Here is a 24,898-nt window from a genome sequence, read left to right as displayed (position 1 = left end):
TTTATAAAATATCAGATAATTTAATGTAGCCTTGGATACTTTTAGATTTTCCGTGAAAAATAATATTTAAATAAAATAAATCATTTTTTTTAATTATTTTCACAACATCAACATTATCTCCTTGTATTAAATAAGCCTTTGTTTTTTTTAGTGACTCATTAAACAGAAAGGCTTTTTGTGAGCTTATTTTTGTATTTTTTATTATTTGGTTTGAATCATTTTTTAAAGAATATATCGGTATACTATTCGAATAAAACACACTCAAATTCACACCATTACCTAATGTTTTTATCTCTTCCAATAAATCATATTTTCCATTTTTCAGAGCATATATTCGTGTATAAGTTATAGCACCAACTTTAAAATTTTCAATAATTTGCTTTTTATTACTATCTACTGTGGGATCATATAATGGGCTTAAATAAAATTTTTCTGCTTTATTTTTTGATATATCAAATATTTGGTACTTACCACTTGGATTACAATCATCGGTATAATTTACAAATAGATATTTTTTTCCATCATTTGTTAAATTTTCAATCGAAAATGCATCTTTATCAAAACAAAAGTCATCATCATTAAATAAAAAAATTTTAGAATTTCCATGTTTAAAATAAATTTTATGGCTTTCTTTTAACAAGCTATCATTAGCAGAAGAAACTATGGAATAAAATACTAATATTAAAAATAAAAATTTCTTACTTAAACCCATTTCGCTTCTCAACCTCTCTCAATATTTTTAAAAATAAACTTTTTCTTTCAGCTAAACCATTAATACCACCATTAATTCTTCTGCTTACTTTATCTACAACCCCCAAATGATGTGAATCAGTATAGGAGCCATTTAAATCACTATAACCATTACGAACTAAACTATCTGCATTCTTAAACTCATTAAAGGCCCATACTGCACTTTCAACAGCGTGAAGAAGATCATTACACAATAGATCTGAATTAGTAACTACATCAAGTCCAGAATAATTTTTGTATTTAATATAAGCACTTTTCCATGTAAGTTGTATTAGTCCTCGTCCTTTATATTTAGGTCCATCACCAGGTGCAGTATTTCCCTCTGCTATTATTTGCTTACGCCTTCTACATGCGCGACTTTTTGGAACATTACATGCAGTTGGTGGAAAATTAGAGATATCATAGTCTTTTCCACTTGCATATTCGATCAATGTATTGAAGTGATCACACTCATGATAGATTTGAGCAAGAAAATGACAGAGCATTAGTTTTTCAGTCATCTTATACTTTAATAATCCTTTATTCAAAGCAGGTAGAAATTGTTCTGGAGTTGTATTCTGAGTTGGTTTTCCGTTCATTTCATTGCGCCAAAATAACTTCTTTGTTCCATATACTTCCTTAAAAAAACTTAATGAAATAATTTCCCCAGAAACGCTGTCCTCTATACGTCTAGTAATATTCGGCTCATTTACTGCTGTTCTTCCATTTAGAACATCTACATTTAATTGTAAATCAATAAACTCTTCTTTTACTCTTCTTACCATGAAGTCCACTGAATCTAATGGCTTTCCATCTGGTTTGAAAATAGTTAATTTAATTTTTTGACCAACCCAATTACTTAATTTCAATTGTCCATTTTTAACTTTAAGATTCTTTTTTTGATTATTATTAAAAATCATTTCAACATCTACATCATTGACTGCGTAATGTTGACCTGATTTATCCAGTATCTTTATTAAAGTCATACCCTTAAAATTATCATATTGTTCATTTAGTTTAATCAATATTGGCTGTTTTGTTCCATTTCCTGAATTTCCTGAAAATTTGAGTTCAAATTGATCTCTCGAATTAAGTGCTAAAACTTCAATATCTCGATTAGAAGATGACAAAACTTCTACTATACCTTGATTATTAGTATATTTATCTGGTGAATTACTTTTTCCTTTCGGTCTAGACTGAATTGGAAAATTAATCATGACTCGTCCATTGCTGTCCACTACTTTAAATAAGGTGCTCACAATTCCTTTGCTAGGAGAATTATTATTTATATTTTTATAATAATCTATTGTCTTCGGTAATTTAACTATAATAGGGTTATCTTCAGAGGAGCCTAATGATGAGTTTATAGTTTTAAAAACTGTATATCCCTGCTGATTTGGAGGTTTTGCAAGAATTTCTACAGTCCTATTATAAGACGCTTGAAATACAAAAAGCCCGCGACTATTTGTTTTATTTGAATTTTCTTTAGATGAACCTGAATATCTAGACTTGACTTCCAAATTTACTACATATCTTCCCGAACTATCAAAAAATTTTGCAGTAATAGTATTAAGTGCTGACATTATTAGAAATCCTCTTCCGTATAAACATCATCATTAGATTCAGATAAAGCTTCAACTAATAGTTCATCTATATTTTCACCATCAAGACGTTTCTGTTCCAAAGAAACATAAGAAGAATCAAAGCCTAATGCAACAAACTCTGACTCTTTACATGTATAAAAACGTAAAGAACTAATATTTTTTTTATCATCTAACTTATCTGTTTTAGATTTTATTAGTCTATTATTATTTTGGTCTAAAACAAAAATTTCCTTTTCATTACCTAGATCATCCTTCCAACTATAGTCAATTTTATTGCTATATGATGTTTCGAGCATAGGTAAACTCACTTTAGTCGTAGGTACATGTACTCCGTCTTCAAACTTCTGCTGTCCCGATTTAACTTCAAACAAACCTGGTGTCTTTACAAACACCCCTTTACCACTAATCTCAAGCATAGAAGTATCAGATATCAAAACTATTTTCTTGTTAGCAATAATCTCAATACGATCTTCAGTTGAAATGATTTGAATGCCCTTACGGGCAATCAAATCAGCACCATCACCCTGCGCTTGAATTTCTACTTTTCCTTTTCCTGCATAAAGCCTTGCACCTTCCTGTGCGGCAAACAGGCTGATTTTAGAATTGGCATGCCCTACCAAGGATTTTTGCGTACTCAAATTGATGCTATCACCTGCACTATGACTGATTTGCTTGTCCGCAGAAAGATGAATGTCTTCATTGCTCGATAATCCAATTGAGTTCGGTGAGGCTAAAACCATCAAGGCTTGCTTAAATGCATCGGCTTGATCTTTGGATTCATCAGACTGTTCTTTTTCCAAATCTGAAATAAATGACTTCAAATAATCTAGATTTTCCAAAGGATCCGTCTGTTGATGCTTCGCAACTTCACTTAAGGCTTTGGCATTGTTCAGGCTACTTTCTAGTTGACTTTTGGCTTCTGTCGCATCGAGCTGATTGCCAGATGCGCCATCTTGTGCATGGGTGCTCAGCAGTAAGCCTTGCCCTGCGCGTACAGCACCCCATTGATCCGTTCTCAGCTCAAAGCCTTCTCCTCGCCCGTCACTGCTCTCGGTTTCTTTGGGATGACTGAGGCTGCCGAGATTGAGCTGACTTGCGCCATGACTGCTGTGCAACTGGCTGCTGATCTGGTTGGTGGTATCGTCAAAACGTAGTTGGTTGTAGCCACTGCCTTTGTACTCTCGACTTTTAATCCCAGACAACTTTTTGGTATCGGGCAACTTGCCTTTATCATCAAACTTGGTCGGATGGCGCTGTCCTTCATGAATACGTCCCATCACAAACGGTCTATCAATATCTCCACCGAAGAAGTCAATCGCGACCAACTCTCCAACCCTCGGTAGGAATCTTGCCCCATAACCATCACCTGCCCATGGGGTCAGCACATCCACCCACGCCGAGTCGGTATCATTGTTATTCGAGCCTGCCCCACCATCATGTTGATGATCTTCGGTGCGGGTAAATAAAAAATTTACCTTAACCATTCCCATTTGATTGACATAGATTTCCTCCTCACTCGGTCCAACCACTCTGGCACGTTGCGGTATTGCAATAGGTCTGTGCTTGAGTGGATCATATTCTGGGACAATCGCGATATGTCGTCGTTGTAGCACCAATTGATTGGCTTGGCGTTCGTCACTGTTATTTGTTGTAAAGTTGGCTGATTGCCAATGACTTTGATTGAGTAAGGTTTCAACCTGATTATTCAGGTCTTTGGGCAAATTATTCTGATTATAAAAGTGCTTGGATATAATCAAGAATTGCTGATCAGCACGATCTTTTTGACTCAATCGAGGATTTTCATTCAGCTCAAACCAGTAGCCTACATGTGCATCTCGTACTGTGGATACAGCAGTAAACTGTTTCGCTTGTGAGTCATAGTAGTTGCTCAAGTTTTGATTAAATCGTTCAACCTGACTGTTGCCCGATGGGGTTGCACCATCCTCACCATTGAGGTCTGCGACCCATGCAGGGCTAAAATGCCAGACTTGCTCTAAACCTAGACTGGCATTGTCATAGTGGTCACTGTGTTTGTGTTTGCTTAAGACATTGCCTGCGCCTTCTTCGATATCCAATATGTCTGCTTGCCAACGGTGGACATGTACTGAGGTCGGTTGGAGTGAACGTTGCCCTGTAAAACTGATCATCGAATCGCTTTTTTCAACTGCGCTACTTCGATGGAAGCGGATGTTTCTGCGTTCAAGGGCGGTGTATTGGCTATTGTCATCAATTAAACGTAGTTTTTGGGCTTGGATTTGTTCCGTTGTACTCGACACTTTAAGTTGTGCTTCATCAAGCAAATAACTTATATTTTCGCTTTTCATCAAACGAATCAAAAAGTTAAAGTCACTTTCAGATGCCTGCATAATGAATGGTCTGACATCATAGTCTTTGGTTAAACCACTCATGTCCAAAGTCAGGCTAGCAGCAAACAAAGGGCTGCGTTGCACCCATTCCTGAAATACGGTTTGAATTACATCAACTGCCGACTTCGACATAAACACTCTGGAATTTCTACGCTGTTTCCATAGTGCAGTAGGATCTTGAACCGTGAGGCGATAAACTGTGAGAGCACCATCAGAGGCGCCTACCTCAGCTTTGGTGACAATGCCTGAAATTCGATTGAGTTCAGACCGATCATTGACAATATCAACGGCTACACGACATCCAATAAAGTTTTTCAGCTCTATATTATCTCTAGTAGACAAACAGATCAGTTGTAAATCAACGCCCTCATTGATGGCATGCGTACCATCAACACGCTGAAGAAAGACTTGATGATTGAGCGAGCTATTATTGAACTGAATATGTATCGCACGTTTTTGAGCAGTTAACCCCAATTTGTCTAAAGCAAAGTAAATATTATTCAACATGGTTTTTACTGTTTATTAAAAATTATAAATTGTGATTTACCCTACAAAAAAATCCTTATTTTGTCTACCTTAGAGGACTTTTCATGTGATCATCATACATGATTTTGAGACAACATATTAGAAAAATTTAACAGTTATAAAATATTCAACGATACTGTCTAGGATCAAAGTCTAGGTTATCACCAAAAGGAATTCTAATCCGACAAAAACTAAACAATCGCTATTTTTTATTGACATTATTCTGCTGTCGATTTCTTTCTAATATTATTTTAATTTGAGCACGAGCATGCTAAATTTGCTTCTCTGTTTGATCTAAGTTTTTTTGCAATTTGCTTAACCCTAATATCCGTTCTTAATATTTGCTCTTGATTGTCAATTAACCATTTCCGACGTTACTCGACTCTTTTTTGTACACGATCTGCCAACATAGGCAATTGAAATTCTTTACATACTCTCGTTTAAACTTTCCGTGCTTGAGCACCCGAAACACCAAAAGTTTGGCTGATTTGCTTCAAAGTCATATCAACTATTGCTTGCTTATTTTGTTGATACCATTGTTCATTTTTAATTTCTTGCTGGGTTGTACGAAGAGGTTTCGATCTAACCGCTCCAGCATACTTGAGCAAATAACTAGTATAAATGCGTACTTGTTTTATGGTCAGTCCATATTTTCATTTAAGCCCTGATAACTGTCATTGAGTATTTCAGTTTGATGCGCTTTAATCCAAGTATGGTCTAGTTGAGAGATCTTTTTTTGAATATCTAATTCGCGACGAAAGCAAACAGTTTTAGGAATTGATATTCCAAGTTGTTCTGCTGAGTAATATAGGCTATTTTGTCTTAGAAACTCAGCTAACTCAGCGCTAAGAATAACAGCGAAATTTTCTGTTCTGTATGAAGGTTTACATTTCCTTTAAACCATAACACCAACAGAAGTTTACGATTCTTCATAAACATCCCAGTCTTCACCTTGCCAATCCTTGATTGTCTTTATTGGATAATATTTGTATCTTTTAGCCATAACCATTAACATTTTTGTATTCATCAACAATTCTTTTTATCAAACCCACCTTAACTTTTAAAGATTTTTGTTAATTTTTTCTTACCAATTCAAAACTATATTTGGGGTAGATCTGGAAGACTGCTTTTTTATTTCTATTTTAAATGACGACAGATCCACACATAGATTTCTTGCACTTGCTTCAAAGATACACGACTGAGTACTTCAGGATTTTCCAGTTCTTTGAGCAGATATTGAAACATTGGCTTTTGTTCAGGATATTTCTGTATCGCTTGCAGTACAGTACTTTCTAAATTTACAGGCCATTGTTCGATCTCAAGCCATGTCAGTGGCAACAAGCGAATGACTCTTTTCAGTAAAGATTTTTTTAAATTAAGCCGGTCTTGCAGGGATTGATCTTGTCTCTCAAGTACCCTGAAATAACCTGGTATATCTTCATCATATCCTCGATTGATTTCCCGAATCACATTTCGATCAATTTGAATATCTTCAAAATGTCCAGATAAATCTTCGCCATAAAGAGGATGGCAGAAGATTTTAATCCATGCTCCCCAGCTTTTCTTATTTGCCTCATCCAACACTTCTTGTAATACGCCCATATCAACATCGACTTTAGAAAACATGTTGGTCAACGCCATAATATCTGATTTAATCTGTGAAATTTTCCGCTCTACCTCATGGACGGGCTGAACAAAGACCACACATAAATCAAGATCAGACTGCCCGACAACAGCTGTTCCCTTTGCCACACTTCCATAGACATATACACTATGTAGTTCAGTCGGAAATTGGGTGCAAAAAGCATTAATCACTTGCACGAGTACAGGTTCAAATTCAGATTGAATCATGATGGGCGTCAATATCGCTGTGTCGATGAATAGAAAAACATACGATATGATTTATATCAAATCGTTCTCCATTAAACAGCCGCACAGTTTTTTATATCCTGTACGGCTTGATTGTGTTAGCTAAAATCCAATTTCTTTGTCTAATGCCTATATCAGCTTTTCATTTTTAAGTTTGTTCTCGCTCCAACCATGCTTTTAAACAAGGTGAAAAAAACAAATTGCCTTGATAAATACCTTGCAAAGTTTTGATCATGACCATTACCCAGAGCATCATGAGAATAGCTGCGAATGCTAGACCTGTATCGACAATAAAATGCACCTGTAACTGATGTCCCAGATTCAATATCGCTAAAATAAAGACACCCAATGGAAAGGTTAATCCCCACCAACCTAAGTTGAAAGGCAATTCAGTCGCAGCATGTTTCAATGTGGTTAAAACAGCAATTGCAAACCACCACACACCAAAACCCAGTAAAATGAAACTTGCCACGATACCTGTATTTTGAAAAAACACACCGAGGCTTTCAAAGTCAATCAAAGTCAAAACTTGAGGCGCTTGAGCACCTAAAACCAAGAGTGCCAATGCACCAGTACCGATGGGTCCCAAAGCCAACCAACCTGTGATCGCCAACTCTTTGCTGGGTAATTGATGTAATGCCAGACGCAACATCAAAATCGTCAGGATTCCAAACGCTGGCAATACAGACATGCCCCACAGCATATAGCTGGCGAATAAAATACCGACTGCATGTTGACTCGCCTCCATATGCGCTAAAAGCAAACCGCCTGAGGTTGCTGCAACTTCACAGGCGACAATCGGCAGTAACCACATTGCAGTCATTGTATGCAATTGATGATCTTGTTTATGGAACATACAGAATGGCACAAAAATACCAATCCCTACCGCCAAAACGACGTCAATAAACCACAGCAATTGCGCGATTTGGATGGCAACATCACCATATAAAACAATGCCATATTTTAAAAAGCCATTTAAAATCGTTGCCAAAGCCATTGGAATTGCGCCTAAAAAAAGCGCCATTGCAGGATGGGAAAAGATCTGCTTCGCTTCTTGAGGATAAATCAGCCAGCGTAGAACATATAAAGTCATAAATGTGATAAACAGCAGCATATTAAACTGCCACAACAAACTTGCCATTTGCCACAAAAAGCCTTGAGCAAATGGAAATTCTGGTAAAATCAGGGCCACCACTCCTGTCCCCATGGTCATGGTGAACCAATTTGGCGTAAACTGTCGGATCACATCACGTGTTTGTTCGAGTTGGTAAAATGGCTTTTTCATCGCTTCATCCTCATTTCAGCAGACAAATTGATTATAAAAGCACTCATTAATAAATAAAATTGATTTATTTTCATAAAATGAATCAATTTAACTGATATGTAAAATTATTCTCAATATTTTTTTCTGGATAAAAACACAACAACAAGACGAAACTGTGAGATTATGGCAATATATAGTCCTTTCAAATTTTAAGCTTATTTTGAAACCATGCAGCTGTTACGTCTAAATGCCTTAGCACCAAATTTCCAATTGCCCCAAACCGCAGTGACGATTGGCAATTTTGATGGTGTCCATTTGGGACATCAGGCTATGGTTTCGCAACTGAAAGACGTTGCCAGAAGACAAAACTTAAAAACCTTGGTGATGATCTTCGAGCCTCAACCTTTAGAGTTTTTTAAAGGCTATGAAGCACCTCCACGCATCTCTTCACTGAGAGAAAAAGTCGAGTATCTCACTGAATTGGGCGTCGACTATATTGCGATTGCCAAATTTGATAATCAATTTCGCAGTTTAAGTGCCGAAAACTTTGCTGATTTATTAAAGAACAGACTCAATGCACAAAGCTTGATCTTAGGTGACGACTTTCATTTTGGTAAAGACCGTCAAGGAAATAGCGAATTTTTAAAACAGTACGGTTTTGATGTAACGAATCTCAATACTGTTGAATTTAATGGTGAACGCGTCAGTTCAACCCGTATTCGCCAAGTACTTCATGCAGGTGATCTGTCACTTGCTGCAAAATTATTGGGTCGTCCCTATAGCATGATTGGCCGTGTGCAATATGGTGATCAAATTGGTCGTACCTTAAATTTCCCCACCATTAATGTCCGTGTCGGACGCCATAGACCTTGTTTAAGCGGTATTTATGGCGTAGAAGTCATTTGTGAAACCACATCTTTAACGGAAAAGGTTAAAGCGGAATCTCCCGATAAAAAAGGCATTCTTGGCTATCATAGCGATGCCTTATATGGTGCGGGTCATGTAGGCACACGTCCTGCAATTCAACAAGAGCATCCAGAATGGCGATTAGAAGTACATTTTCCTGATGTTTCTGCTAATCTGTATGGTCTGTTGATGCGAGTCACTTTCCTCGACTATTTACATGGTGAATTAAATTACCCATCTCTTGAAGCGCTCCAGGCGGGGATTGATGATGATGTCGAACGATTGCTTGAGTTTCGCAAAAACACCCCCAAATTTCCTTTTTAACCTTAATTTTTTATTGTAAAAACGCGTCAGCAATGGTGCTGATAATATTGGATGACAACTTGCATGAGCGATAAGCAAACTTCTGAAAATGCAGTGGATTATAAAGCCACGCTAAACCTACCAGGTACTGAATTTGCAATGAAAGCAAATCTCGCAGTACGTGAAGCAAAATGGTTAGAAGAGTGGTATGCCGACAACATTTATCAGCAGATTCGTGCCTCGCGTATTGGCAAGAAAAAATATATTTTGCATGATGGACCTCCGTATGCAAATGGTTCATTGCATTTAGGTCATGTGGTCAATAAAGTCTTAAAAGATATTATTGTAAAAAGCCGTACTTTAGATGGTATGGATGCACCCTATGTGCCAGGTTGGGACTGCCATGGTCTGCCGATCGAATTAAAAGTTGAAGAAAAAGTCGGCAAAGTGGGTGTGAAAGTTGATGCTTCAACCTTCCGTAAAGCTTGCCGTGAATATGCGTACACACAGGTCGAATTGCAGAAACAAGACTTCATTCGTATGGGTGTGTTTGGTGACTGGGATAATCCATATCTCACCATGAATTTTAAGCAAGAAGCCGATATTGTCCGTGCCTTGGGTGAAATCGCGAAAGCAGGTCATATTGAACCGGGCTTAAAACCTGTGAACTGGTGTATGGACTGCGGTTCTTCACTGGCTGAAGCAGAAGTTGAATACGAAGATAAAAAGTCTGATGCAATTGATGTGGGCTTTGGTGTCGTCAGTCTGACTGATTTGTCTGAAAAAATTGGACTGACTGTTACTCACCCAACAGATATCGTGATCTGGACCACAACACCTTGGACTTTGCCTGCCAACCAAGCTGTTGCACTGCATGCTGAAATAGACTATCAATTGATTGAAGTTCAATCTGAACGTGGTATTCAGAATCTTATCTTAGCCAAAGATTTGGTTGAATCTGCATGTGAACGTTACAAACTTGCAAGTCCAAAAGTCTTGGCTGATTTTGTCGGGGCTAAACTTGAGAATTTACAGTTACAGCATCCATTGATTACTGACCGTCAAGTACCTGTCATCTTAGGTGAGCATGTTATTGCAACCAGTGGTACTGGTGCTGTACATACAGCACCAGGGCATGGTGTGGACGACTATAAAGTAGGTCTAAGCTATAACTTAAAAGTAGAAAATCCAGTGGGCGGAAATGGTGTTTATTTACCGACTTCGCCGCTTTTTGCGGGTGAACACATCTACAAAGCCAATCCACAAATCATCGAAACTTTATCAAGTATCGGCAAACTGTGGGCTCATCAACCGATTAAACACAGTTACCCACACTGTTGGCGTCATAAAACACCAATTATTTTCCGTGCCACTCCGCAATGGTTTATCAGCATGGATGCAAATGGTCTACGCCAAGATGCATTAAATGCCATCGAAAATGAGATCGGTTTTGTCCCTGATTGGGGTAAAAACCGTATCAAAGCTATGATCGAAGGTCGCCCAGACTGGTGTATTTCTCGTCAACGTACTTGGGGTGTACCAATCCCGTTCTTTGTCCATAAAGATACCAATGAACTACACCCACGCACGCCTGAATTGATTGAAGAAGTTGCAAAACTGATCGAAAAAGAAGGCATTGATGGTTGGTATAACCGTGAAGCCAAAGAATTCATTGGTGATGATGCTGAACAATACAATGCCGTCCGTGACACCTTGGATGTATGGTTTGACTCAGGTACAACCCATTATGCCGTGTTACGTGAACGTGCAGAACTTGAAGATCCAGCAGATCTATATCTTGAAGGCTCAGATCAACATCGTGGTTGGTTCCAGTCTTCATTGTTAACCTCAATTGCGATTCATAAACGTGCGCCATATAAAGCATTATTGACCCATGGTTTCACCGTAGACGAAAAAGGTCGTAAGCTATCAAAATCATTGGGTAACTTTATTCCGCTTGAAGACATCATCAAACAGTTAGGTGCGGATGGTTTACGTCTGTACGTTGCTTCAAGTGACTATCGTTATGAAATTGCAGCAAGTAATGAAATCTTTAGCCGTGTCAGTGATAGCTACCGTCGTATTCGTAATACTTTGCGTTTCTTGTTGGCAAACTTGAATGGTTTCAAACCATCAACAGATGCATTGCCAGTAGACCAACTGATTGCGCTTGATCAATATATCTTACAACGTGCAGCAGACGTGCAGAAAACCATTCAACAAGCGTATGAAGATATGAATTTCCATGTCGTAACCAATGCCTTGACGAATTTCTGTATCAATGACCTGGGTGGTTTCTACTTAGACATTATCAAAGACCGTCAATACACCACCAAGGCAGATTCAGCGGCTCGTCATTCAGCGCAAACTGCGTTGTATCATTTGGTTCAAGCCTTTGTTCGTTGGATGAGCCCTATCTTGAGCTTTACTGCACAAGAAGCTTGGCCATTGATTCCTGAACAAACTGAAAAATATGTATTTACTGCACATTGGTATGATATTCCAGTTGCATCCAACAGCAACTTGATCTCTGAAGCGGATTGGCAGACCTTAATTGAAGTTAAATCTGCGGTTAACAAACAGATTGAAGCTGCGCGTAATGTAAAACTGATTGGTAGTAACCTGTCAGCGAAGGTTGAACTTTGGGCAAATGCGGACCTACAACAAGTATTGAACCAACTGGGCGATGAACTTCGTTTTGTCTTGATTACTTCGCAAGCCATTGTTTATGACTATGCTGAACAAGGTGAAGCGACTGATATCGAAGGCTTACGTGTCAAGGTTTCGGCTGCTGAAGGTGAGAAATGTGCACGTTGCTGGCATGTACTTCCAGATGTAAATACACATCTTGAACATCCAGGTCTATGTTCTCGTTGTATTATCAACCTTCCTACAGGTCAAGGCGAAGAGAGAAAATATGCCTAATCCGCAAAATAAAAAGGGCTTATTCCAGTTTTATCCTCATAATTTGATGTGGCTTGGACTTTCTGTCCTTGCCATTATCATTGACCAATGGACAAAAAACATTGCAAGTACACACCTGACCTATGCTCAGCCTGTGCCTGTACTGCCTTTTTTGAACTGGACATTACTGCATAATTACGGCGCAGCATTCAGCTTCCTGTCCGATGCAGGTGGATGGCAACATTATTTATTTACCGGACTGGCGGGCATCGTCTCTATCATCTTTATTTTTTGGCTGATGCGTATGCCAAAAACAACGCTGATTTTACCTGCTGCAATCGCATTGATTCTTGGTGGCGCATTAGGAAATTTAATTGATCGTATGACATTGGGTTATGTGGTCGATTTTATTCATTTGCATTACCAAGGAAGTAGTTTTCCTGCATTCAATATTGCGGACAGTGCGATTACCCTCGGCACCATTTTATTGTTAATTGATACCTTCTTTTTAGAAAAGCATCGTATTCAACGTGCGGAAGCGCAAAATGACTGAACAAATGATTAACCCCAATGACGAAACACGTATTGCAGATGGATCGAAAGTAGAACTGCACTTTTCTGTTGCGATTGAAAGTGGTGTTGAAATTGATAATACCCGTAGCCGTGAAGAACCTGTTAGTTTAGTTATTGGTGATGGCAGCTTATTACCGGGGTTTGAAAAAGCTTTATTTGGTCTTCGTGCTGGTGACCGTCGTACTGTCAGCCTTCCTCCTGAAGATGCTTTCGGTCCGTGGAATCCTGAAAACGTACAGAAGTTTGATACAGTAAAATTCGAACAGCGTCCTGTAGAAGGACATATGATTGAGTTTGAAGATAAAGCCAAACAAAGCTTATTTGGTGTGGTTAAAACTGTTGGTGAAGATATCACTGAAGTAGATTTTAACCATCCACTTGCAGGTAAAAATATTACCTTTGAAGTTGAAATTTTCAAAGTTACCCCTGCAGGTCAGCAAGGTGTGAAAATCATGTAAGCCTTTGCTTATAAAAATAAAAAAGCTCCTGCGGGGGCTTTTTTATTGCATCTAGCACTCCCTTTAAAAGGTCAAGACAAAGTAAAATCCACAGCAGCTTGAGCATGGATCGTCTCATTAACCTTGGCGCTGTAAGGTTTCTATCTCAGCAAAATCAACACTGATCAAGATAATTTTTGCAAAATGCAGTTTTCCTAATTTTTTGCACCCTTTTATTCAACTGTTGATAAGACAGGTCCGTAGATTCCCAACTCATTCCACCTAATAAACCAATCGTTTTCAATCTTTGTACACGCTCAGCGTTTTCATCCATTCACATTGATCTCTCAGGTAAATGATCAACATGAGTTAAGCCAGTTTTATTTAAAGCCATGATATTCTTCAATAGAATGGCTTAAGATACTCGATTGCTTCCATGCCGCACCATCGAGTATGCCCTTATTGTTCAAATTTAAATCCTGTCACGTATCTCTGAAACAATCTACAAGATAGCGTATATTTGTATGATTATTCAGCTATACTTTCATCTTATTTGAACCCCCTTATGATTCGCATGCGCCTAGACTTCTTCGATTTGCAACTCTTTATCAATATCGTGGACACAGGAAGTCTGACCAAAGGTGCTGAACGCTCTTCTATTTCATTGCAAGCGGCCAGTGAACGCATAAAAAAGCTCGAACAGCACTATACAACACGTCTTTTTACTCGCCATGCCTCGGGGGTTAAACTGACCATCGCAGGACAAACTTTTGCGGAACAGGCTTTAAGGTTGATCCAACAAGCCAAGCAACTTGAACACGCCATGTCGCCCTATACGCAAGGACTGAGTAACCATATGACCTTATGGTGTAATTCATCCGCGCAAAGCGAATATTTGCCGCTATTGTTACCGCAGTATTTGGTTGAAAATCCGCAGATTCAGATAGACCTACGAGAAGCGGAAAGCAATGAGATTATCCAGACCATTGAAAAAGGCAATGCAAAATTAGGTTTGATTTCGAGCTTTTTTAATCACCATCAGCTACAGACACTTGAGTTTTCAGATGATCCGTTGGTACTGATTTGCCCTCCCAATCATGAACTTCAACAAAGCCAAGAATTAAAATTGATTGATGCGATGAATTATCCATTCGTTGGTCTAATGCAATATCACTCCCTACAGCAATCCATTGAAAATCAGGCAAAATTACTCAATTGTGCAATTCAGTATCGATTAAGATTACCCAATTTTGCAGCAATTGCTCAGGTGGTCGCCAACGGCGTCGGTATTGCGATTATGCCAAAGCGTGCTGCAATCAGATTAAATCAACATTATCCATTTCATCAAATCGAATTGGTGGGTGAATGGGCAAAACGTCAATTGCAATTGGCTGCACAGAATTTTGATGAACTACCAACAGCCTATCAGCACTTTGTCCAATTTTTAATTTCACAGAAAACCAAACTGATTTTAGATGAGATACCACAGTCTTAAATTGAATAAGACCCTATTGATCTCAGTAACTCAAGAATCTCCGAAGAGATATTTAGAGCACACCAAACTGATGTAATACAGAATACAATCCAAAAGTCACCAAGCCACAAAAGAAAACTTTACGGAATTTTTGCTCTGGAATTCGATAGCGAATCTTTGTTCCCACCCACATGCCAAGCAATGATGGAATTAAAGCAATCAGTGATAATTTATAATCAATCGGAATATTTTCAACAGGATTTTGATGCAGGAAAATCGCAAGGCATACCGTTGAAACCGTGAAAGCCAACCCTAGAGACTGAACCAAATCATCACGCTTTAAATGCAGAGATTGCAAATAAGGTACAACTGGAATCACTACGACACCTGTGGCAACAGTCAAAGCACCGCCTAAATATCCAATGATTGGAGAAAGCCATTTTTCATGAGGTTCCAGATTTGGCATTCGTTTGGCAAATAAACCATAAATCCCATACAACGCCAACATTGCTCCTAAGAGCGCCTCACTATGAAAGCTGCCATGAGAATGTCCTAAGGTCGGGAAAATGCTCCAGATCGAGCCGACAATAATCCCCAATAATAATGGATAAAAGCGACAGACTAACCGCCACACATTTCCTTCAGCAAATAACTGCCAAAAATTGGTGACCATTGAAGGAATAATCAACAGTGTTGCCGCTTGAAATGGACTGATGACTAAACTCAATAAACCCATCGATACCGCAGGTAAGCCAAGCCCAATGGTTCCCTTAATCATCCCTGCGATTGCAAATACACCTATGACAAAACCCATCATCTCGCTTTACCTCTCTATATTGAGGTCATGCTATGCCAATCTGCGGATTTGAAATATCACTGTTTTCAGGATGGAGCCTCAATATTTAATTGAGGCTCCATCCTCACGCACATCATTTTTTCTGGACAAAGAATTTACGATCATTTTACGTTACTGTTTAAACCAAGCTTTCTATACTTTTTGCATCCCATTTTGGATGTATTGACCATGAATATGCCGATTCAAAGTTCTACAAAAATTTTCCCCACAACATTGTTATTCGAGCATCAGGACAACAATGATTTTTATCTTGAAACACAACGATACTTAGAAAATTACCCAGAAACGCGTTTTATCGATATTTGTTTACATGATTTAAATGGGCATATTCGTGGGAAGCGTATTGAGGTGAATGCACTCCACTCGCTGTACAAAGGCTGTTATTTCCCACTGTCGATTTATGCGATGAATTTGAATGGTCAGGTGGTGGAAGAAAGTGGTCTGGGTAAATATATCGGAGAGCCTGACCGCTTATGTATGCCTGTCTCAGGCAGTTTAAAATCTTGTGCAGATCACCCTACCCAACATGCACAACTGTTACTAAGCATGCAGTCGGATGATGGTTCGGATTGTATGGTAGAACCCCGTAATCTGCTCAAAAAAATCTTAACAACACTACACCAAATACACTATTTTCCTGTCATGGCAGGTGAAATCGAGTTTTATTTATCAAGCCAACAAGAACATGCTCAAACTCATCAGACTCAGTGCTTTGATGTGGATACACCCCCTGATTTTCATCGTATTCTTCAACAAATTGAGCAGGAAGCAAAACGACAAAATATCGAACTCACCGCAATTGTTGCTGAAAGTGCCTCAGGACAATTTGAACTGAATATTCAACATAGCCATAATCTTTTAAAACTCTGTGATGACATCATGGCAATTAAACGCATGATTCGTCAAATTGCTGTAAAGCACCATTTGCAAGCGAGTTTTATGGCAAAACCCAATCTGTCCAAAGCAGGCAGTGGTATGCATTTTCATATGAGCATACTCAATCAATATCAAAATAATATTTTCCAATTAGATTCGTCTAAACAGCCGAACTTGATCATGCAAAAAATCATTGCAGGCTTAATCGATTTAATGCCAGCGTCTATGGCAATTTTGGCGCCAAATGTGAATTCATTTCGCAGATTTCAATTTGGACAGCATGTGCCACTTGAAGCCAATTGGGGGTTGAATAATCGTAATGTTGCCATTCGCATACCCTGTGCAGATCAAGATAACCAAAGACTGGAATACCGTGTTGCAGGTGCAGATGTAAACCCCTATCTCTGTGTCGCCACCATATTGGCAGGTGTACTCCATGGGCTGCATGCACCACTCGAATTAGCACAAACCAACGCAAAGTTAAACATCCTCAATACCCCGCACCGCTTACCCGTCCATCAGCTTGAAGCATTGCAACTGTTTGAAAAAAATTGCATTTTTAAACAGTATTTTGGTACAGAATTCATGCAGTTGTGGTGTGCGTGTAAAAGATTTGAATATCAGACAGTGATCAATAAAATTACTCAGACAGAGTTGGATTGGGGAATTTAATTGCAGGTGCAAAAAAACAACCTTGCTTAGAAATGATTGCCACTAGATATCTGGATTTTTATTCATAAAAAATCCCTTTTATCCAAAAAGGGATTTTCGTTTTTAAATATGTTTAAAATTTAAAATAAATCCAGATGTCCATCATGATTTACAGACTGATTTAAAGAAAGCCAAATTGATTTCATCATCATCCACCGTGCTTGGATCAGAAGCTTCGTCATCTCGGTTGATCAATTCACCATTTTTTAAGTAATCTTCAACTAAACTAATACTGGTCGTGCGTTCTACACAATGGTCTAAATTATGCGATAAGGTATAGTCACCTTTTTTCATTTCAAGTTCTTCATTATCGGCATCAGCAACAAACTTTGCCCAATAATCGACTGTTTTGCCTTTTTTCACAAGGCGATCGGTATCTAAATAAAAGCTTCCATCTGGATCTTTAATGATTAATTTCCAATTTTCTGCAAGTGCATACTGACTCAACATTGTTGTTATGCAGATTAAAATAATTTTTTTCATATCGTTCTCTAAAGTAAAATAAATGATGAAATATAAAATAAAATTATTGCACAATTATGGGCGAATTTCTTTTAATTCTCGCTGAATAAAATGCTGAATCATTTCCCGGTAAAGCATTTCGATCAAATCCGGATTCGTTCCCACATCCATGGCTTTTTGACGTACTTTATTAATCACCTGTTGTACACGCTCTGGTGATTGTACATCTTCAGCTGTGCGTTTAAATCGAACTGCCTGATCCACATAATATTGACGTGCTGCAATTAATTCAATCAACTCTTGATCCAAGTGATCGATTCGATCACGGACTTGTTCCAAAGATTCACACTTCTCTTTTTTGATCATTGGTTTTTTCTGCATCCTGTGCTTCGCTCATATGTTGAGCTCGTTCTAACTCATTTTCAGTTTTATACTTATGTTCTAACACATTACTAAAAATACTTTCAATCATCCAAACGCGATATAGACTATTAAATACGTAACGCTTTCCTTCAATTCGCAACTCTAAAACAGGAAAATCGGGTTGATGTTTCTCAGCACATTGTTGATCATTGGCTTTCAATAAGGGCTCAACATCAAGATCTGTTAAATCTTGAATTGCAAGATCCTGCTGCATTTGCTGTAAGTGCGGCTTAAAAGACAAATCACGCCCTTTGGTCCATACAGCTTGTAAAATATCATACATCACATCCACACGCTGTTCTTCCGGCACACTATAATATAGCTGTGCCATATTGAGAGTGCCTTCAGCGGTTGGACGGCAAAATGGAGTGAATTTAACTTCCGAACGCTTGGACAGGCGTGTTGCCAAACTCCAGTCAAAAGAATCTCGACCGTGATAGCTCAAAGGATATAAATTCAATTGAATATTATAATAATTAGCGAGTTCTTCTTTAATGTAAGCCAATAATAACCAACTGATTGGATCTTCTAAGGCAATATATAAATCAAGTTCTGGATGCATGGACTGGATTTCAGCAAGCTCTTCTGCATCACTCATCAAATGCTCACGCCATTCGATATGATTGATTAAAAAAATGGGATTACCCGTCAATAATTTTTGTTGTTTTAAACGCCGCGTTAAACGCAATAAGTCATCCACTGCATGATACTTTCGCCCACCAAATTCAAAATAACTTTCTAGAATAGGGGTGTGGCTAAAAATACGTTCAGGGAAATTTTGTGGTCTTTGATGTTGACTTGCCATCACAAACAAAGTTCGTAATTTTCCATACTGTTGTTGCCACAGCATATGAAATACGTCTTCGAGTAAATAAAGAAAGTTCTGACCTGTAAGCGGTGTGTTTCTCAGAATGATTTCTGCTTGTTTTAATGCTTCTGGAGAGGGTTGTTCTGGTTTTTCATCATCATAGCTAAAACGGTGTTGGTTGGCTAGGATTTTGGCATCTTCTAAAGAATAATTGCGCCATTCTTCTAGAGTCATCCCATTGGGGGGTTCTGCCGAAGTATTGGAAATAATCACCTTCAAGGGTTTTAAGTCATCAGTTAAAATATCATCCAATTGGGTCAATTGTTGTACTGCAAGATAACTATACACGTCATCTAAACGTAGATAGATACTCAACCCCTGTTCCGTAGATAACACCTCTTGGCGAACCGGTTTTTGGTAAAACCAACTCGATCGGATTGGATCAAACCAACGGCGTAGCAGTGACATGGGAAGAGCCTCAAAATAAGCACTAAATAAATGAGAGAAAACTGACTGAAACTCGTTCAAGCATATCATTCATTCACTGAAGATGCTGAAAAAATTGATGTCGATCAGTCATAAGCAAATTTATAGCAATTCGGTTCTGAATGATCAATATCCCAAAACCCGATAAAATTTAAACGATTAGGTCAATTCAATAAAAAAGCACCCATTGATCGATGCTTTTTATCTTGATCTACTGCCTTATTTTGCTTTTAGCACTTAGATTTCACGCACAGCGCCTTTTGAAGCGCTGGTAGTATGCATCGCATATGCTTTCAATGCTTTTGAAATCTTGCGAGGACGTTCTTCAGCTGGCTGCCAACCTTTTTCATCTTGGAGCTTACGTCGAGTCGCTAAAGTTGCCTCATCAACAGCAAGATTGATGCGACGATTTGGAATATCGATTTCAATCAAATCGCCGTCTTCAACCAATCCAATCATACCGCCTTCCGCAGCTTCAGGTGATACATGTCCAATTGAAAGACCTGAAGACCCCCCTGAGAAACGACCATCTGTCAGTAAAGCACATTCTTTACCTAAACCTTTTGATTTTAAATAGCTGGTCGGATAAAGCATTTCTTGCATACCCGGTCCACCACGTGGTCCTTCATAACGGATGACAACTACATCACCTGCTTTAATTTCATGTCCTAAAATTGAATCTACTGCAGCATCTTGGCTTTCAAATACCCGCGCAGTCCCATTGAATTTTAAGATTGAATCATCAACACCCGCAGTTTTGACAATACAGCCATCTACAGCAATATTGCCATACAATACTGCCAAGCCACCATCTTTAGAGAAGGCATGTTCAGCATTACGAATCACACCTGTTTCACGGTTACCGTCTAAAGTCTGGTAATAGCGGTTTTGTGAGAATGCAGTTTGAGTTGGAACACCGCCTGGTGCTGAACGGAAGAATTCATATACCACGGGATCTTCTGTACGAATAATATCCCATTTATCCAATGCATCTTTTAAGGTGCGCTCATGTACAGTATATACCGAGGTATCTAATAAACCTGCACGATCCAGTTCACCAAGAATCGACATGATTCCACCTGCACGGTGCACATCTTCCATATGTACATCATGTTTTGCAGGTGCAACTTTACACAATACAGGCACTTTACGTGATAAACGATCAATATCGTCCATGGTGAAATCAACCCCTGCCTCATTTGCTGCTGCCAATAAATGCAATACGGTATTGGTTGATCCCCCCATTGCAATATCAAGGGTCATGGCATTTTCATAAGATGCTTTTGTTGCGATTGAACGTGGCAATACCGTGTAATCATCTTGTTCATAATGGCGTTTAGCCAGTTCAACAATCAATTGCCCTGCTTTTTCAAATAATTTTTTACGGTTGGCATGTGTCGCTAGAGTCGAACCGTTTCCTGGCAATGATAAGCCTAATGCTTCAGTCAAGCAGTTCATGGAGTTCGCTGTAAACATACCTGAACATGAACCACATGTTGGGCATGCTGAACGCTCGTATTCTTTTACTTCTTCATCAGTGAAGTTATCATCAGCTGCAACGACCATCGCATCAACTAAGTCAATTGCACGTTCTGTCCCACGGATTTTTACTTTACCTGCTTCCATTGGACCACCGGACACAAACACGACTGGAATATTTAAACGCATTGCTGCCATTAACATCCCGGGTGTGATTTTGTCACAGTTTGAAATACAGACCATGGCATCTGCACAATGTGCATTGACCATATATTCTACCGAGTCTGCAATCAAATCACGTGAAGGCAGTGAATACAGCATGCCATCATGCCCCATAGCAATGCCGTCATCCACGGCAATGGTATTGAATTCTTTTGCCACACCGCCAGCTGCTTGAATCTGTTCAGCAACCAGTTGACCCAAGTCTTTCAGATGAACGTGCCCAGGTACAAACTGGGTAAATGAGTTGACTACCGCAATAATCGGCTTACCAAAATCTTCATCTTTCATTCCTGTTGCACGCCATAAGCCACGTGCACCAGCCATATTTCTTCCATGTGTCGATGTTTTTGAACGATAGTCAGGCATTTGTATTTCCAACATTGTTTGAGCTTGAAATGAATAAGATTCACTCTGGCTAAATAAAACTGATATAGCAATAAATCAGTCGAAATATGTACACATCATACTATAAGTTAACGTAGAACCAATGACCTTGAGTATGATCTTTTTTTAAACAAGACGTGTTTACTTATATTTCAACAGGCTTTAATGATAAATAAATATTGAGATTTAATATAACGCTATCACGCGCGATAAGGCACAAAACTTCTATGAATAATTTTTTATTTTTTAATAAATAATATTTATGATTTAACAACAATCACTAAATTTAATTTTATAAAAAGCCTCTAAAAAGAAGCTCAAATATGGATGATCCAAATATCATTGCTTTTGTTTGACCAGATATAAACCTGTACATTGCTTACCTTCGCGGTCTGTACACAGTTCAGCAGTCTTCGCAGATATCCACTTTAAGCTCAAACGAACATCCGCATTGGTATAATCTACAGCCACCCCACCACAGCCTGCTTTTTTATTGTCTGTTTTTACTTTCATCGCTAGTACATCTAAGGTCTGCGCATTTTCATTTCTTAATACTGCAAAATCACCTGCCATTTGCTTGTGCTTGGTGGTATAGATAAATTGAGCCGGTTTGGTAAATTGATAACTTTCTGTACATTGTGTTTTTGCATTGTAAACAGACCATGTCCCCCAAAACTCATTGGCTAGATTGACTTGGGTCTTATCGAATGCCTGTACATGTAAGGCAAAACCCAATCCAACCAGTGTTAATACTATTTTTTTCATCATGATTATACTCGATTGTTTTCGATCAATAAAAAATCTTTTAATCTCAATATCTTCAGGTATTTTGATCAACAGCCGCACAAAAAAATAAGAAACGATCTTGCCAACATCGATCGTTTCTTATTTTAGTCATGCTACAAAGAATAGATAGCAATTACCATGTGATATTGACTCGACGATTCGGTGCAAGGCATTCAACCAATTGAATCTTTTTATTGATTCCTGTGCACTTTTGATATACATCGGTTTTATTTTCAGCACTGTACTGGATTTGCTCGCCTCGAATCCCCTGCTGTTTTAATAGCTCAACAACAGTGTTGGCTCTTTGTGCTGATAAACGTTGGTTATGTTGAAATGAACCTAAACGGTCAGTATAGCCAGCCACAAAAACTGGGGTATTCGCATCAGATTGTTTGATCTGATCTGCAATTTTGCTAATCACTTCATTATTCTTGACGCCTTTTTTATCCGCTTGATCAAAGTAAAATAATACACTCGCAGATTGTCCTGTTGGTGCTAAAATCGTTTGCTCTGTCTCAGATTGATTGTTGATTCCCCAAGCCATCAAGCCTTGACATTGTTCTCCTTTCCAATACAGATTATCTGAACGGTAGTGTTTATCAAAATCTATTCGTAACTGGCAACGCTTGTATTGATTTGAATTTGGCTCACGAATATCCAAAACATAGTTCCATGTCTTAACAGCAAACAATCCTTCAGAGAATTGGGGATTGCCCAATATATGTCGAATCTGATCTTTCGTTAATCCTTTATCCAAACGTGCGACATCATCATATTCATAACGATTCACTTGTTTTAAATAACTGTCTTTTACTTCAGGAAAATGGATTTCTTGCGTCGTTGAGCTTTCAACTTCAGCAGCATGGCTCAATGACATCACAAGACCGCTGAATACACCAAACATAATTTTTTTGTTAAATGCTTTCATTTTTTCTCTCTTAAAAAATTTTCGAAGAAAAAGGAAGACCCGAAGATCTTCCCTGTCTCATGAATTAGTCAATTACACCACTGATCCCGATACGTACACTTGCATCACCTTGAGATGCTGCGGCAACACCACCTGTAATTGACCAACGACCATTATCTGCCGTTTTACGTAAGGTCACACCAACTGCATTTTCACCGCCATGGTAAGCTGCACCTGCTGCATAGGTATATTTACCTGGTATATAAGGTGCTGACTCCAGCGCCATCGCAGCTGCAATACCTGCATTGGCTTTTTTCTCGACATCATCAATACGGTTGTTGGTAATACGGAATGCGTTATCCAACTTGTTGCTGACATTGTCAATTTTACTATTCAATGCTTGATCTGCTTGGTTCAATGCATCAATTGCGCCACCAACATTGTTATGTTTCGAGTCACCTACCGTATAACTTGGTGCTGTGAAGCTACCCGTAATGTTGTCATAACCTGCTCCACCGCCAAGATAGTTCACAACCGCTTGATTGGTAGTATTCAGCTGGCTACCGTTGACTGCATCTTTAGATGTTGCATTCACTGCGCCTTCTTTAACACCAGTCACTACTCGATTACCATCTGTACCAGCAACATTCACAGTTGTGCCACCCGTATCTTTTGCAACAGTCACAGGTGCATCTTTACCTGCTTGTTGCACCAGACCTACAGTACCGTTGTTAATATCATTTTTGATATTGCTAATGTCGCTTGTATTCTGATCAACTTGTTGTTGAACATTCCACAATTGACCGCCATTGACAGCATCCTTAGAACCTTGCGCAACCGTACCATCTTTCACATTCGTGATCGTTGTACCATTTGCGCCCCCCCCCAGTGTAATCTTGTCTTTTGATGCGTCATCATATTTAACGGCATTGTTGGCAAGTTCATTAACATTGTTGTTGACATTGTTAATTGCACTGTCCAATTGCCCTTTGTTGACTGCATCTGTTGCATTCACTGCATTTGCAACATTTTTAATGGTTTTATTACCCGCATCAATACCTGCTGTGGTTACACTCGGTCCACCAGCAATGGTCAACCCAGTATTGTTCAAGACAACGGTATTATTACCGATAGTGATACCCGCATTATTCAGAACCGTATCACCCGCTTTTACAGAATCAACTTTTAAGTCTTTTGCTGTAGCAACCTGGTAGTTTGTTGAACCGTCTGCATTTGTGCCTGGAGTAACCACAACGTTATCTCCTGCAGTTACTGTAGTCTTCGCTTTTGTCGATGAATCTTTGATACTGCTGATTGCACCATCAATTGTGTTTGAGCCCGTGCCACCAATATTAGTTGTTGTGATCGCACCAGTCGTTGCATCAATGGTCGTTGATCCACCAATCACATTCTTAACGTTGTTGGCAACTCCATATAATTGGCTTCCATTGATCGCATCTGTTGATGTTGAATTCACTGCACCCGCTTTTACATTGCTGATTGTTGTGCCATTCGTACCAGCTAAAGTGACATTGTTGTAGTTC

General features: G+C 38.8%; 19 protein-coding genes and 1 pseudogene. 6 read left to right on the top strand and 14 right to left on the bottom strand.

What is annotated here, in order from left to right; genetic code table 11:
* Position 1 precedes the first annotated feature (1 nt).
* From IMO47_RS11470 to IMO47_RS11450, 5 genes are all read right to left on the bottom strand, one after another.
* The gene (locus IMO47_RS11470; protein ID WP_196075107.1) at positions 2 to 712 is read right to left on the bottom strand and encodes a hypothetical protein; all 711 of its coding nucleotides are present in this window, start codon (positions 710 to 712) and stop codon (positions 2 to 4) included.
* A complete protein-coding gene (locus IMO47_RS11465; protein ID WP_196075106.1) occupies positions 699 to 2,312 on the bottom strand; it encodes a hypothetical protein in 1,614 nt (537 codons plus the stop codon). The genes IMO47_RS11470 and IMO47_RS11465 overlap by 14 nt, the downstream gene beginning before the upstream one ends.
* A gap of 2 nt (positions 2,313 to 2,314) precedes the next feature.
* Positions 2,315 to 5,206, bottom strand: a complete 2,892-nt coding sequence (locus tag IMO47_RS11460; protein WP_196075105.1) for a type VI secretion system Vgr family protein — start codon at positions 5,204 to 5,206, stop codon at positions 2,315 to 2,317.
* Positions 5,207 to 6,361: 1,155 nt separating this feature from the next.
* The gene (locus IMO47_RS11455; protein ID WP_196075104.1) at positions 6,362 to 7,075 is read right to left on the bottom strand and encodes a nucleotidyltransferase domain-containing protein; all 714 of its coding nucleotides are present in this window, start codon (positions 7,073 to 7,075) and stop codon (positions 6,362 to 6,364) included.
* Between the two features lie 166 nt (positions 7,076 to 7,241).
* A complete protein-coding gene (locus IMO47_RS11450) occupies positions 7,242 to 8,378 on the bottom strand; it encodes a TDT family transporter (protein WP_196075103.1) in 1,137 nt (378 codons plus the stop codon).
* 207 nt (positions 8,379 to 8,585) lie between these two features.
* Between IMO47_RS11450 and ribF the strand changes: the two genes are divergently transcribed.
* The 4 genes from ribF to IMO47_RS11430 all read left to right on the top strand — a co-directional run bounded on the left by ribF (position 8,586) and on the right by IMO47_RS11430 (position 13,501).
* The gene (gene ribF, locus IMO47_RS11445; RefSeq protein ID WP_196075102.1) at positions 8,586 to 9,587 is read left to right on the top strand and encodes a riboflavin biosynthesis protein RibF; all 1,002 of its coding nucleotides are present in this window, start codon (positions 8,586 to 8,588) and stop codon (positions 9,585 to 9,587) included.
* 63 nt (positions 9,588 to 9,650) lie between these two features.
* Positions 9,651 to 12,491 (top strand): isoleucine--tRNA ligase, encoded by a 2,841-nt coding sequence (ileS, locus tag IMO47_RS11440; protein WP_196075101.1) that lies wholly within the window; start codon positions 9,651 to 9,653, stop codon positions 12,489 to 12,491.
* Complete coding sequence (lspA, locus tag IMO47_RS11435; protein WP_196075100.1) at positions 12,484 to 13,023, top strand: signal peptidase II; 540 nt, start codon at positions 12,484 to 12,486, stop codon at positions 13,021 to 13,023. The genes ileS and lspA overlap by 8 nt, the downstream gene beginning before the upstream one ends.
* On the top strand, positions 13,016 to 13,501 hold the full coding sequence (locus IMO47_RS11430) for a peptidylprolyl isomerase (protein ID WP_196075099.1): 486 nt from the start codon (positions 13,016 to 13,018) through the stop codon (positions 13,499 to 13,501). The genes lspA and IMO47_RS11430 overlap by 8 nt, the downstream gene beginning before the upstream one ends.
* Before the next feature lie 120 nt (positions 13,502 to 13,621).
* Here IMO47_RS11430 and IMO47_RS11425 read toward each other — a convergent pair.
* A pseudogene (locus IMO47_RS11425) lies at positions 13,622 to 13,784 on the bottom strand (aspartate/glutamate racemase); the annotation flags it as partial.
* Between the two features lie 270 nt (positions 13,785 to 14,054).
* Here IMO47_RS11425 and IMO47_RS11420 point away from each other — a divergent pair.
* Positions 14,055 to 14,975: a LysR family transcriptional regulator gene (locus tag IMO47_RS11420; protein ID WP_196075164.1), complete on the top strand. Its 921-nt coding sequence runs from the start codon at positions 14,055 to 14,057 to the stop codon at positions 14,973 to 14,975.
* 52 nt (positions 14,976 to 15,027) lie between these two features.
* On the opposite strand, the gene IMO47_RS11415 is transcribed toward IMO47_RS11420, so the two are convergent.
* A complete protein-coding gene (locus tag IMO47_RS11415) occupies positions 15,028 to 15,771 on the bottom strand; it encodes a sulfite exporter TauE/SafE family protein (RefSeq protein WP_196075098.1) in 744 nt (247 codons plus the stop codon).
* Positions 15,772 to 15,978: 207 nt separating this feature from the next.
* On the opposite strand from IMO47_RS11415, the gene IMO47_RS11410 reads away from it, so the two are divergent.
* The gene (locus tag IMO47_RS11410) at positions 15,979 to 17,358 is read left to right on the top strand and encodes a glutamine synthetase family protein (protein WP_196075097.1); all 1,380 of its coding nucleotides are present in this window, start codon (positions 15,979 to 15,981) and stop codon (positions 17,356 to 17,358) included.
* Between the two features lie 141 nt (positions 17,359 to 17,499).
* Here the strand turns inward: IMO47_RS11410 and IMO47_RS11405 are convergent, their stop codons facing one another.
* The 7 genes from IMO47_RS11405 to IMO47_RS11375 all read right to left on the bottom strand — a co-directional run.
* Positions 17,500 to 17,880, bottom strand: coding sequence for a surface-adhesin E family protein (locus tag IMO47_RS11405; protein ID WP_196075096.1), 381 nt, complete (start codon positions 17,878 to 17,880; stop codon positions 17,500 to 17,502).
* 54 nt (positions 17,881 to 17,934) lie between these two features.
* Entirely contained in the window at positions 17,935 to 18,225 is a 291-nt protein-coding gene (locus IMO47_RS11400; RefSeq protein ID WP_196075095.1) for a chorismate mutase, read from the bottom strand.
* Positions 18,203 to 19,558, bottom strand: coding sequence for a hypothetical protein (locus IMO47_RS11395; protein ID WP_196075094.1), 1,356 nt, complete (start codon positions 19,556 to 19,558; stop codon positions 18,203 to 18,205). The genes IMO47_RS11400 and IMO47_RS11395 overlap by 23 nt, the downstream gene beginning before the upstream one ends.
* Before the next feature lie 255 nt (positions 19,559 to 19,813).
* Entirely contained in the window at positions 19,814 to 21,643 is a 1,830-nt protein-coding gene (gene ilvD / locus IMO47_RS11390; RefSeq protein ID WP_196075093.1) for a dihydroxy-acid dehydratase, read from the bottom strand.
* 357 nt (positions 21,644 to 22,000) lie between these two features.
* On the bottom strand, positions 22,001 to 22,429 hold the full coding sequence (locus IMO47_RS11385) for a hypothetical protein (protein ID WP_196074496.1): 429 nt from the start codon (positions 22,427 to 22,429) through the stop codon (positions 22,001 to 22,003).
* A 151-nt stretch (positions 22,430 to 22,580) separates the two neighbouring features.
* Positions 22,581 to 23,375 (bottom strand): OmpA family protein, encoded by a 795-nt coding sequence (locus IMO47_RS11380; protein WP_196074497.1) that lies wholly within the window; start codon positions 23,373 to 23,375, stop codon positions 22,581 to 22,583.
* 64 nt (positions 23,376 to 23,439) lie between these two features.
* Positions 23,440 to 24,898, bottom strand: a 1,459-nt coding sequence (locus IMO47_RS11375; RefSeq protein ID WP_196074498.1) for a YadA-like family protein, incomplete at its 5' end; no start/stop codon positions are given.

This window comes from Acinetobacter sp. Res13-Abat-PEC15-P4-01 (assembly GCF_015676285.1).
In the GTDB taxonomy this organism is placed as follows: Bacteria; Pseudomonadota; Gammaproteobacteria; order Pseudomonadales; family Moraxellaceae; genus Acinetobacter; species Acinetobacter nematophilus.
This window is presented reverse-complemented; position numbering and strand designations above follow the sequence as displayed.